This is a genomic window from Vibrio fluminensis (genome assembly GCF_015278125.1).
In the GTDB taxonomy this organism is placed as follows: Bacteria; Pseudomonadota; Gammaproteobacteria; order Enterobacterales; family Vibrionaceae; genus Vibrio; species Vibrio fluminensis.
This window is the reverse complement of sequence record NZ_JADILO010000010.1, coordinates 104,408-116,548: the sequence shown is the minus strand read 5'-3', so window position 1 is coordinate 116,548 and position 12,141 is coordinate 104,408. Positions and strand designations below refer to the sequence as shown.

General features: G+C 43.9%; 10 protein-coding genes. 6 read left to right on the top strand and 4 right to left on the bottom strand.

The window, feature by feature from the left end; translation table 11 throughout:
* Positions 1-473 precede the first annotated feature (473 nt).
* From IRQ95_RS09655 to IRQ95_RS09645, 3 genes are read left to right on the top strand one after another with little or no spacing between them, the layout of a single operon-like run.
* A complete protein-coding gene (locus IRQ95_RS09655) occupies positions 474-1,181 on the top strand; it encodes a response regulator transcription factor (protein ID WP_194436742.1) in 708 nt (235 codons plus the stop codon).
* Positions 1,171-2,601 carry an ATP-binding protein gene (locus IRQ95_RS09650; RefSeq protein ID WP_194436741.1) on the top strand — a complete coding sequence of 477 codons (1,431 nt, stop codon included), beginning with the start codon at positions 1,171-1,173 and terminating at the stop codon, positions 2,599-2,601. The genes IRQ95_RS09655 and IRQ95_RS09650 overlap by 11 nt, the downstream gene beginning before the upstream one ends.
* A gap of 2 nt (positions 2,602-2,603) precedes the next feature.
* Positions 2,604-3,836, top strand: coding sequence for an ABC transporter substrate-binding protein (locus tag IRQ95_RS09645; protein WP_194436740.1), 1,233 nt, complete (start codon positions 2,604-2,606; stop codon positions 3,834-3,836).
* A gap of 64 nt (positions 3,837-3,900) precedes the next feature.
* On the opposite strand, the gene IRQ95_RS09640 is transcribed toward IRQ95_RS09645, so the two are convergent.
* Positions 3,901-4,095: a hypothetical protein gene (locus IRQ95_RS09640; RefSeq protein WP_194436739.1), complete on the bottom strand. Its 195-nt coding sequence runs from the start codon at positions 4,093-4,095 to the stop codon at positions 3,901-3,903.
* Positions 4,096-4,534: 439 nt separating this feature from the next.
* Here IRQ95_RS09640 and glgX point away from each other — a divergent pair, with 439 nt between their 5' ends.
* The 3 genes from glgX to IRQ95_RS09625 all read left to right on the top strand — a co-directional run bounded on the left by glgX (position 4,535) and on the right by IRQ95_RS09625 (position 9,434).
* Positions 4,535-6,499, top strand: a complete 1,965-nt coding sequence (gene glgX / locus IRQ95_RS09635; RefSeq protein ID WP_194436738.1) for a glycogen debranching protein GlgX — start codon at positions 4,535-4,537, stop codon at positions 6,497-6,499.
* A gap of 163 nt (positions 6,500-6,662) precedes the next feature.
* Positions 6,663-8,429, top strand: a complete 1,767-nt coding sequence (locus IRQ95_RS09630) for a sensor domain-containing diguanylate cyclase (RefSeq protein ID WP_228481360.1) — start codon at positions 6,663-6,665, stop codon at positions 8,427-8,429.
* Between the two features lie 135 nt (positions 8,430-8,564).
* Positions 8,565-9,434, top strand: a complete 870-nt coding sequence (locus IRQ95_RS09625; RefSeq protein WP_194436737.1) for a glycerol kinase — start codon at positions 8,565-8,567, stop codon at positions 9,432-9,434.
* A 64-nt stretch (positions 9,435-9,498) separates the two neighbouring features.
* Here IRQ95_RS09625 and IRQ95_RS09620 read toward each other — a convergent pair whose 3' ends face one another.
* From IRQ95_RS09620 to IRQ95_RS09610, 3 genes are all read right to left on the bottom strand, one after another.
* Positions 9,499-9,930, bottom strand: coding sequence for a YccF domain-containing protein (locus IRQ95_RS09620; protein WP_075650640.1), 432 nt, complete (start codon positions 9,928-9,930; stop codon positions 9,499-9,501).
* A 168-nt stretch (positions 9,931-10,098) separates the two neighbouring features.
* Positions 10,099-10,833 (bottom strand): sulfite exporter TauE/SafE family protein, encoded by a 735-nt coding sequence (locus IRQ95_RS09615; protein WP_194436736.1) that lies wholly within the window; start codon positions 10,831-10,833, stop codon positions 10,099-10,101.
* Positions 10,834-10,926: 93 nt separating this feature from the next.
* A complete protein-coding gene (locus IRQ95_RS09610) occupies positions 10,927-12,135 on the bottom strand; it encodes an MFS transporter (protein WP_194436735.1) in 1,209 nt (402 codons plus the stop codon).
* Positions 12,136-12,141: the final 6 nt, after the last annotated feature.

Below are 12,141 nucleotides of genomic sequence, written 5' to 3'. Positions count from 1 at the left end.
TGCTTCTGTATGCCTATGTAATGAATGGAAGCTTCTGCGCACGGTATAACAAAAAATATCGCGATCGCGACCTACGGTCGCTTCCAAAAAAGAACCCCGCTTGAAAAAGCGGGGTTCGTCATCAATCTGAGCCAACCAATAAAGGTTGGCTGCACAACTTGTCGAGACTATTCGCTGGGACAAATAGCCATAGGACAAGAAAGTGACTACACATAAACACATTCATTCCGCGAATCGCAGCACCGATACGAAGTGAGAGCATATACCGTAACGGTTGGGAGTCTGCCATTTGCAGAACTGATTCTTATGGTACGGGCTAAATGCACATAAAAGGTTGCAAATTAACTCACGTTTGTAAGAGGTCACTTACAAAAATACCTTATTGAAACCATCACTTTATTGAGTAAGTGATTGAGAAAGCTCACTTCAATGGCATCATATACCCATTGATATAAAACAGGGCTGATCAGTGAATGTGTGAGAAACAAATCTTAGTCGTTGATGATAACCAAGATCTGCGTGAAGCGCTCAGCGACTACTTAGGCAAAGCTGGTTTTGACGTCATTGGCGCTGAAAATGGCGCTGTTATGTGGCAATTACTTGAAATGCACCAACCGGATTTGATTATTCTCGATATTATGATGCCAGGTGACGATGGCTTCACTTTATGTCAGAAATTGCGCAGAACATCGAATGTGCCCATTATCATGTTGACAGCCGTAACAGAAGAAGCAGACCGTGTGGCTGGCTTAGAAATGGGAGCTGATGATTACATCACAAAATCGTTTAGTCCGCGTGAGTTGCTAGCTCGAATTAAAACCATACTACGCCGCAGCGTTTCAAGTCACAGCGCCAAACTAGCACGTAAAGTACGCTTTGATGAATGGCAACTAGATACCGTAACTCGTCAACTTACTCACACGCCAACCAAAACCGTTAAACAACTCAGCGGGGCTGATTTGTCATTGTTAGGGCTATTTATCTCTCATGCCGAATCTATTCTATCTCGTGACGATATTGCCAGAGAGATATGGGGTCGCGATGCTGATCCATTCGAGCGAGGGATTGATGTGCAAATCAGTCGCTTACGCCATCATCTCGATGATAAAGATCGCTCCTTGATTCTCACGGTACGTAACAAAGGCTACATGCTAACCGCCGGTGTACAGTATGAAGGTTAAAGGACTGGGCAATTCGCTAGCAATGCGCACTAGTCTATTTTTGCTGTGCGTGATCATTATTGCGCAGTTTTTAGCTGGCCTCATTTGGTACCAACACAGCAGCGATAAAGATGAGCAGGGCTTGAAGACAACGGTAAACAGTTTGGCACTAAGTGCCGCGTCAACGATTTCATTTTTCCAAACCCTACCGCCTGAATATCGCCATTTAGTTCTAAACCAATTACGTAACATGGGCGGAACACGCTTTTTCGTTTCCCTTAATAACCATCAGATCCCAGTGGCTCCTCTGCCAGAAAGTAATAGAAAAGCGATGGTAATAAACGAGGTTGAACAAGTCCTGCACAACGAACTGCAAGATGCGCCCGATATTCAGGTCGAGTTCACCCGTCGTGACAAACTCAAAGTGTTCAATAAAGAGTTACCGATAGACGAACTGCCAATGTTGTGGGGGCATTACTCACTCTCTTATGGTGATCTTAATCCACCGATTTTAGTGATCCAAGTAAAAGTCGACCAACAAGCTTGGTTCTATCTGGCCGCGGTGTTGCCCGCACCCTATATCAATTTAGAAACCAGCTATTTTGATATAAGAGAGTGGTTCACTATGTTGCTCTCGGCACTTTTACTGTTGATTTGCACTTGGTTTGTCGTCCAGCGTGAAATTCGCCCAATTCGCCAACTGGCGAAAGCGGCGACCTTGATGTCGAGCCGCCTAAAAGTGCCTGAGGTGAAAGAAGAAGGAAGTGCAGAACTTCGCGCAGCTGTACACGCATTCAATAAGATGAATCGACGGATTGATAGCCACATTAAAGATCGTGAAATGCTATTTGGCGCTATATCGCACGACTTAAAAACACCAATAGCCTGCCTTAAGCTACGCGCAGAAATGCTCAACGATGAAACCGAACGAGAACGCTTTAGCCGTATCGCAAATGACCTCGATTTAATGGTTAAGGGCGCACTGCAATGTATCAAAGAGACCGACATTCACGAAGATATCGAGCCTATCGATCTTAATCAGTTAGTCACCCATATCGCCAGCGCTATCGACCCAAACGGCGATAAAATCACAGTTCATAACCATAATGTTGACTATTACGCGGGTAAGCCGTTGGCCATTAAACGCTGCATTCAAAACTTAGTCGATAATGCGATCAAATACGGCCATAAAGCTGATATTCACCTTACCGAGTCCATTGACTCAGTCACCATCAGCGTACAAGACCACGGCACCTCGCTTGATTCAGCCACATTAGATAAATTGACCCAGCCCTATTACCGAGGTTCAAATGACCAAGAAGGTAATGGACTTGGTTTAACGATTTCCCAAAGTATTGCCAAAGCCCATGGAGGACAGCTCTCACTCGAGATGAGTAACCGAGGTGGCTTAATCGCAACACTTGCCTTCCCAAGAGATTAGTTATGAGAAAAATAACCCTAGCAGTCGTCCTTGCTAGCCTTTCAGCCAATAGTGTTGCTGACGTAGAATTCTTACATTGGTGGACATCTAAGGGTGAGAAAAAGGCACTCGATGCTCTCGAACAACAACTTCTCACGCACGATATCCCTTTACTGCCATCACCGATTCTAGGTGGAGGCGGTGATAGCGCAATGACGGTACTTCAAGCTCGCGCTCTCGCTGGCAATACACCCGATATTGCACAGATAGAGGGTCCAAGCATCAAAGCTTGGGATGAGGTGGGGATTGTTCATACGATCAACCAAACCGCCACTGAACAAGACTGGGACAACAACCTTTATCCGCTCACGATTAACATCAATAAAACCGATAATGGCTATGTTGCACTTCCTATTACTCTCCATCGCCTTAACTGGATGTGGGTAAACCACGACTTATTGGAAAAGCTGGATCTTAGCGTGCCAAAGACATGGCCAGAAATGTTTCAAGCAATGGAAAAAGCAAAGCAACAGAATGTCATCCCTCTTGCGGTTGGAGAGCAAGCATGGCAAGTGGCATTGTTGTTCGAAAGCTTAGTGATTGCGAACGGCGGTGTCGATTTTTACTACCAAGCACTGGTCGAATTACAACGAGACCACATCGACAGTGATCAAATGCGAACCGCATTGCGCCAATTGAGACAAATATCCAATTTGGTACCCGCGCAGCAGCCCAACCAAAATTGGGATACCGCAACTCAAGCGTTAATTGATGACCAAGCGCTATTTCAACTTGGTGGTGATTGGATATTAGGCGACTTACTGGCCTCTGACGTTAACGTTCCACAAAAGATAGGTTGCTACCCTGCTCCTCAATCTCACAACGCCTTTCTCTATAACATGGATAGTTTTCTGTTTATGGTAGCGAGTGACTTTACACAACAGCAAGCGACTCAAGTTGCCAACGTTCTAGCGGACAAAGAATTTCAAACAACATTTAACCGAGTGAAAGGCTCAATACCAGTCCGTACTGACATTGACTTAGCTGGTTTTAATCCATGCCAAATTCAATCTCACAAGGACTTTATCCAAGCGACCGAGCAAGGATTGGCGGTACCAAGTATGACTGATTCAATGGCGGTTAATCCGGTTGCCCAACAAGCCATCAACTCTGAAATCTTCCGCTATTATCGTAACCCCGAGGTTACAGAGAACGAAGTGCTCAGACGTATTATTTCAATTGCAAAAAGTACCTAACAGACACGGACAAATTAACAAGACCGCCCAAATGGCGGTCTTGTCGATTTAAGATTTCATCCCACTATTTCGCGATAGACAAACCTGCATCTTCGACTCGCTGAATAAATGCATCGACGCTTTCTGCTTGATAAGTAGGTGAACCATTAAAATAGCGTGGCTTTTCTGGTGCTAATGCATTTTTTAACGCTTTCTCTTGCTCAATATCATCATGGTAAACGGTTACTCGATTTGGAATGTCCTGCTTAAATGTCGCCATTATAGTCTCCTTTCATTTGGCTTCCGATTACCTCTAAGCGTAGATAAGCAAACAAAAGAGTCAAAGCAAGCACGCTCACACTGTGTAACAAAAGTTGATTAAAAATGAAATAAACGATTAGTTTTTAGAAACTTATACGGCACAAGCGTTAAGTATGATTTACCTTACTTTGTGATCCTAGTTGCGTTAGCTGAGAACTTCGACTAGCACGAATTCCTTCACCACCCCGCCTTATCACGTGACTATCACAACAAAAAAATAACGTTATTCGAACTTGATCACTATTTAGACAACAAATTACTGGCTGGGGCACACTTTTTGTCACGAGTAATGCCCTATAGTTCACTATTTAAGACATAAATTAAAAGCAATGCGCCCATAAGTAGAAAAATTAGCACTATCCAGACGCATTGCACTGCATTGGTAATAAACGACAGACATGACAACAACAGTTTCTAGCCCATTCCCACTAGGGGTAACCTTGAACGATCAAGGTTGTAACTTCGCTATTTATGCACCCGACAGTGAAGATATTCGTTTGGCTCTTTTTGACGCTCAAGGTCAACACACCACTTATGAGTTAACTGGTGAATATGCAGGCATCAAACACGTCTTTATTGAAGGTATTCAAGCCAGTCAACGTTATGGCTATATCTCACTCGTACAAGGTCAAGAACACTATATCGCCGATCCTTACGCGAAAGCGCTTGATCATCCTCTTGACTACAAAACACCTTTTAATGCCCGAAAAAGCTTCCAACTTGCGAAATGTGTCGTCACTGACGATCGATTTGATTGGCAAGGCATTGAATCACCTAAACGAGCCAAAGAAGAGATGGTTTTGTTTGAAACGCACGTTAAAGGTGTCAGCAAGCTCAATCCGGAAGTTCCCCTTGAGCAGCAAGGTTGTTATCTAGGGTTAATCAGTGAAGCCATGCTGAACTTCTACAAACAGCAAAATATCAACACTATTCAGCTTCTCCCTGTGGCGGCTTGTATGCACGAACCTCACCTACTCAATATGGATAAGGTGAATTATTGGGGTTACAACCCATACCTCTTTATGGTGCCAGATCCAAGATATGCCGATAAAGACGCGGTAATTGAATTAAAGACTGCGATTCGCGAACTACACAGAAACGGCATCGAAGTGATACTTGACGTAGTCTACAACCATACAGCCGAAGGCGGTCCTGATGGACCTGTCTTTAACCTTAAAGCGCTAGATAAACATTACTATCTTAAACATGGTCAACACTATGCTAACTATACTGGCTGCGGTAACACCCTAGATTTATCTTATCAGCCAACGCTCAACTTAGTGATGGATACCTTACGCTACTGGGTAAGTGAATATCATATTGATGGGTTTAGATTTGATTTGGCAGCGACTCTGGGCAGAGAGGGTGAAAACTTTAATCCGAATGGTGGGTTCTTCAAGGCCATAGCTCAAGACCCAACCCTAAAACAAACCAAGTTGATTGCTGAACCTTGGGATATTGGACCTAACGGCTATCAGGTAGGCAACTTTCCATTCGGCTGGAATGAATGCAACGACCGTCTGCGAGATACTAGCCGTAGCTTCTGGCGGGGAGATCAAGGTTATCTTACCGAACTTGCCACTCGTATTATGGGCTCACGCGATCTTTATAGTGCAGCCAACTGGCCCTACCGCCTAACAATCAATTACATCACTTACCATGATGGCTTCTGCTTACAAGATCTCGTTTCCTATAAATCGAAGCACAATGATGCCAATGGTGAACAAAATCGAGATGGTCATGGAGACAATCGTTCGGCCAATTATGGGCAGGAAGGAGAAACTAACGATCCTCTTATCTTAGAGCGACGAGAAATCCAAAAACGAAATTTCGTTGCCACTCTACTGTTCTCTTTTGGCATTCCACATTTATTAATGGCAGACGTTCTGTCACACAGTCAAAAAGGCAACAATAACGCCTACTGCCAAGACAACGAAATAAGTTGGTTAAGCTGGCAATTGGATGAGCGTAAACAAGAATTTCGCACATGGATGGCAGCGATGATTTCGGCACGGCAAACCTACATGGTACCGTTTATTCATGCGTTCAGCGGGGAGAGTCGCAATAGCAACCGTGTATATTGGCGCAAACTGGATGGCAATCCACTCAGTCATCAAGATTGGAACACCGTTACCGCCGTTGGACTGCACATGGGTATTGGAGAGTTTGGTGAACAACTCTTCTACGCCATTAACCAAACAGATGCTCCCGCTAGGTTTACTCTACCAAATAAAACCGGCCAGCAATGGCAAATGATATGTGACACTTCATCAACGCTGATGCATCAGTGTGTCGAGCGAAAACATGTCATGTTGGAACCGCGCTCTATGGCAATCTTCACCTGCCAATTGAACAAAGAATAATCACCCTATCAAATAAAAATCGTGATAAACAACCAAGCAGAGTAATACCCTGTTACTCTGCTTATTATCTTTACATGCATAGTAACCAATTGCTTATAACAAGAATTGCCTTTAAAATAAGACATAAATCACATTATTTACACACAATCTGGCAATTTCTATCATGAGCTTACCGAAACTGGTCACAAAAACACTGAAACCGTACGTTATTCTGTTATCTATCGGAATGTTGTTTCTAGCCTACGACCAACTTAAAGCTTCGGAACAAAACGCTCACTTACAGTCATTAGATAATCTAACTACCGCAACAAACCTAGTTTCTTATCAAGTAGAAGCCGCTTCAAGCAAGCTGTTCTTACTTAATGAAGCAAAAACATTAAACGATTTCGATATTGCGGCCAAAAGAATTCTAAAACATTCGCCGATATATGCTGATATTATTTCTGTCAATTTAGAGACGGGGCAATACCGCTCGGCTTTACTCCACCCGACATTACCAGAAAAAGATCCAAATATTATTTGGACACCGCTAGTGAGCATTTCTCCTAAGGTTGCTATCTCATCTCTCTATGAAAAATACCCTGACTACTGGGTATTCGCGGTGAAATATACCCCGAATGATAAAAAGCAACTATGGCTAGAGTTCGATTTAATGCATGCCACTCAGAGTTTGCGTGGCTTACGTACACTCGATAATGGCTATGTCTTCGTGATTGATAGACACACTGGTCGCCTAATTTTCCACCCAAATCCAAAACGCATTGGAACCGCTTCAATTAGTTACAACAGTGGTATTAGCCAGCTAGTCGAATCTGGTAACAAATTCTCAGAATTTGAGTATTACTACCGTAATAAAAACAAAGTGGCCATATTCGATGCAGACAATAGCTTTGACTGGGTGTTTATTGCGGGTACCGACCGCTCAGATATTTTAGCCACATCCTACCAATTTGGTTTAACTGCAATATTTATTGCATCATTACTCTATATTTCACTGGCAATTAGTTACCTAACCCGTCAGCTTAGTGTCGCTCTGGCAAACCTCAGCAATCAAAAAGACATCAGTAATTATAAACTTCAGCTTCGTTACACCATCGATCGGTTTATTCCCAACCGAGGCATTCAATTCTGTTTATATGATAATCAAAGTGGCGAATTTTCTACGATTGATTTCCATGGTAACAGCCGAGTAGTCATGAATGACAAGGCACTTGCGGCGAGTTTTGTACCAAATAAAACGCTCTTTTCAAGCAAACAGAATGCTGACCGTCTCGCTCAAAAACTGCAGATTCGTACCAACCACCACATCATGCCACTTTGTAACCAAGGTCAGCTCATTGGCGTAGTTTATATACAAACCCGCTTGCCTATGGGGGGCAGTATTATGCGTATCATTCGAGACCGCGGTGAAATTGTATTAAGCAACCTATTGCTTCATAAGAGCCTACTGTGCAAAGACGTCATGACGAAGCTTGACAACCAACACACGATGAATGCGTCGATTGATTGCCATAAAAACAATGAGAATGTCTATTTCGCACAATTGGAAGTCGACTTCTTTGACCAAATCCTCAATCACCATGGTTCTCAATGCGCGGACAAAATTACCCTTGCAGTCGCGGAAATGATGCAAACATGTTTTCCTAAACCTCGAGCGATCAGCCTATCGCGTGATGGCTTAGGTAAATTTAGTTTACTCTTCCACGCTCACGATCAAAGTGATGCGCTAACACGCTGTGAAGAGTTGCGAATGATGATTGAAAAGAACCCTGTCAGAGTTGGGGAACAAAATATTCCTTTTACCGCAAGTATTGGGGGTGGGGTGATAGTAAACAATCATCAAGAGACGATTTGTCGAGTTGAAAAAGCCCTACATAAAGCAAAAGGCTCCGGCCGTAACCAAGTCAGTTTCGAGGTCTACGCTCACTAAATCATCGTAAATAAGGAGGCTATGCCTCCTTATTCTCTTGTAAAACACTGCCCCTTATCTCAGATTCATTGTTTTCATTTGGCGAACAAATGATCCACTGCGAAAATAGAATCGCTATTTTGAATAGGAACCATCATGGCAGCAGATAAACTTTCAACTTCGCAACTTGCTAAACTTCGTGATTTACCAGCCAAAGAGCTTTTCCATCAGCTCAAGCGCGCAGGTTACATTAATCGAAGTGAAGATGGCTGGGTACTTACCGAGATTGGCGCTAAATTTGGTGGCGAATATATCCAACACGCAAAGTTTGGCCAATTTATCGTTTGGCCGGAAAACTTACTAATAGATGACACCTTGAGCAGCGGCAACTTGCTTAGTGCGACTCAACTGGGAGAACGACTAAAACTCACCGCCAAGCGACTCAATCTATTGCTCAGTGAATTGGGTTGGATTGTTAAGACAGATCAAGGCTGGCAAGTAACACCAGCTGGACTGACTCATGGGGCTCAGCAAAAAAGCGATAAACAGAGCCAACAATTATTTGTTATGTGGCATGACACGATTACGCGCAATCAAAGGCTCAAGCAGACCGTCCTTGAATACTTAGGGCAAGATGCAGAAGCCAAGGCTACTGATAAGTCATTCTCTAACTTTCAGCAAAAGTTCGCAGCCAAACATCGCACACTTGATGGCCACTATGTGCGCTCTCGATCAGAGCTAATCATTGACAACTGGCTCTATATGAACGGCATTGTCCATGCGTATGATCGCCCACTTCCCATCGAAGCAGAACAACTGAGTGATTTTTACTTACCGAGTGGTAAAGTCTATTTGCAGTATTGGGGAAATGATCACGGCGCAATGGCCGAGCAAGAGATTGAGCGTATTCGCGACATTTATCAACAGCATCAGTTTGCGCTAGTAGAAGTATTCGCGGATGAGATTGATAAGTTAGACGACATACTACCAAGTAAACTGCGCCCTCACGGGATCAAAGCTTACTAAAAAGCCGTTAGTCACTGACTAACGGCTTCTAATCAATTTAGCAGACTATGTTACTTGCGAAGTGTTACTTGCGAAGTGAGTAACGCGCCGCTGCCGCTTCTTCTTTTGATACGACGGTCTTACCAATTGGCGCGAGTGAAATTACCGCTAATTTCAAATGCTGCAATGCAAATGGAATACCGATGATAGTAACAAAGCACGCTACCGCCGATAAGATATGACCAATAGCAAGCCAAACACCAGCCAACAAGAACCAAATCACGTTACCAATCACACCGAGAGGACTGGTGCCAATGTCCATTTCATTGGTCAGTTCATCGCGAGAAATCGCTTCTTGGCCAAATGGGAAGAATGAAAAATTACCCATTACGAAGCAAGCTCGGCCCCATGGAATACCGACAATACTGATAAATGCCAGCAAACCAAATAGCCACCACATCAATCCCATAACCACACCACCACAGATAAACCAGATGATGTTTCCTAATGTGCGCATAGTTTTAAACCCTCTTTGTAAAAACTGGCAATAACTTACATAGGCAATGTAAATTAGTATAGAAGTCGAGAGCGACTATAGCTTATCCCACCTATTATGTGGCTCATATGCAGAAAAATATTATCCGTTAATCGCCATTATCCACAGCCAACATGAACTGGATATGAATTATATTGAGGTAAAACCTTGCCATACTGCGGTGGCCCCACTTATCGAGCATAGCAGTAACGCACCGATACGGATTTTTTCTTTCGGCAAACTGTCTGTCGTCTTACGCGCCAATTGATAGCCAAGCCAGCCTGCAGGAATCAACGGAATAGTAATCCAAATATGATGCAAAGTTAAAAAGCCTGCCGGAGCTTGCACCGCAAGTGAAATCATTGAGCTGAATACAAAGAAAGCTGACAGGTTACCGCGTAGTTGGTTTGCTTCTTGATGCTGTAGAAGCAGCGCCATCGGTGGCCCACCAATCGCAGAACTGGTACCAAAAAAACCAGAGAAAAAGCCAGCAATTCCCATACGTGTTGGCGTTGGCTCAACACGAAATGGTAGTAGGCTTACCACCACAGCAAGCAACACCAAAAAGCCCAGCCATAATGCCAACACATCCCCTGACACCAATACCAGCAGCAAGCCACCAGCGATCGATCCCGGCACGCGCCCAATTAATGCCATTTTCAGCCCACCAATTTCGACATTATTACGGTACTTGTAGGCGTTTAAGATAGAGATAAACAGGGCGACCATGACAATTGGTGATGGTACATAGATCGGCGAAACAAAAAACAATAAAGGTGCCGCAACAATCGCGAGACCAAAACCTATTGAGGTTTGAACAAAAGAACCAACAAAGATCAGCAGCGCAGCCAATAGCGCTTCTGAGGTGAACCACTCGGAAAACATGGATGGGAACCAATAAGAGATAAAAAAGAGAGCTAAGTATAACTCAGCTCTCTTCAAATCGGTTAGTGATTAACCTAATAATAAGCCCAGTGCTTATGCCATTGCTAAGCGAGCCACTGGCTTATCATTAATTGGAATATGCAATAGCGCTGCAATAAACGCGAGAACGACAGTTGACCACCAGATCGGCTCATAGCTACCGTAATAATCATAGATACGACCACCAGCCCATGCGCCCAAGAAACTGCCAACCTGGTGAGTAAAAAACACCAGTCCGTACAACGTCGATAAGTAACGCGCACCAAAGATTTGACGAACTAAACCTGAAGTCAGTGGCACGGTGCCCAACCAACAAAAACCAATCGCACCACCAAAGATGGCTGCAGTATTTTCAGTGATTGGCAGCGTCACAAAACCCGCAATCACCACAGTACGCATCAAGTACAACGCAGACATTACATAACGCTTGTTGAACTTGTCACCCATGATGCCCCAAAAGTAAGAGCCAAAGATGTTAAAGATGCCCACATAAGCCAACGCCATTGCAGCGCTTGATGCTGGTAAATGCTTGTCAGCTAAGTAACTTGGTAAGTGCGTCGCAATAAACATTACATGGAAACCACACACAAAGAAGCCAGCATGGATCAACCAATAACCCTTGTGATTAAACGCTTCTTTCAGTGCTTGCAATAGGGTTTGATCATCTTGAACTTGGTTTACTGCACCTGTGTTCGCTTTTGGCGAAGTTTTCATAAACAGGCTTAACGCCATGATAATGGTACACAGCATCGCAAACACTTGCAGCGCTTGTTGCCAACCAAAATCGGTCAACAGCCATTGTGCTCCGGGGATCACCGCAAACATACCAAACGAACCCGCTGCGGTCGTCAAGCCAAATGCTTTTGCAGCATGCTCAGCTGGCACCACTTTCGCGACCGCGCCAAGTACAATCACGTAACTCGTCGCACTTAAACCTAAACCAACCAAAGCGCCAAGCGAGATATAGAGCATGCTCGCTTCGCTGGTGATGGAAGTTAAGTAGAGACCCAACGCATAAGAAAGTGCACCTAAAAAGATAATGCGTTTAGAGCCATACTTGTCTGCTGCCATACCAATAAACGGTTGGAAAGCACCAAATAAGAGGTTCTGTAAAGCAATGGCAAAACTAAAGAACTCACGTCCAGTACCAAAATGCTCTGAAATAGGCATCATGAAAATGCCGAATGATTGGCGAATGCCAAGGCTAGTGATCAAAATGCCGATCCCCAGCCATACTAATAATGGAAAACGAAAAATACTCATAGCAAC

Excerpts from the sequence above, each read along its gene's own strand:
- IRQ95_RS09655 (WP_194436742.1), top strand. The coding sequence starts at position 474 with ATGTGTGAGAAACAAATCTTAGTCGTTGATGATAACCAAGATCTGCGT.
- IRQ95_RS09650 (WP_194436741.1), top strand. The coding sequence starts at position 1,171 with ATGAAGGTTAAAGGACTGGGCAATTCGCTAGCAATGCGCACTAGTCTA.
- IRQ95_RS09645 (WP_194436740.1), top strand. The coding sequence starts at position 2,604 with ATGAGAAAAATAACCCTAGCAGTCGTCCTTGCTAGCCTTTCAGCCAAT.
- IRQ95_RS09640 (WP_194436739.1), bottom strand. The coding sequence starts at position 4,095 with ATGGCGACATTTAAGCAGGACATTCCAAATCGAGTAACCGTTTACCAT.
- glgX (WP_194436738.1), top strand. The coding sequence starts at position 4,535 with ATGACAACAACAGTTTCTAGCCCATTCCCACTAGGGGTAACCTTGAAC.
- IRQ95_RS09630 (WP_228481360.1), top strand. The coding sequence starts at position 6,663 with ATGAGCTTACCGAAACTGGTCACAAAAACACTGAAACCGTACGTTATT.
- IRQ95_RS09625 (WP_194436737.1), top strand. The coding sequence starts at position 8,565 with ATGGCAGCAGATAAACTTTCAACTTCGCAACTTGCTAAACTTCGTGAT.
- IRQ95_RS09620 (WP_075650640.1), bottom strand. The coding sequence starts at position 9,930 with ATGCGCACATTAGGAAACATCATCTGGTTTATCTGTGGTGGTGTGGTT.
- IRQ95_RS09615 (WP_194436736.1), bottom strand. The coding sequence starts at position 10,833 with ATGTTTTCCGAGTGGTTCACCTCAGAAGCGCTATTGGCTGCGCTGCTG.
- IRQ95_RS09610 (WP_194436735.1), bottom strand. The coding sequence starts at position 12,135 with ATGAGTATTTTTCGTTTTCCATTATTAGTATGGCTGGGGATCGGCATT.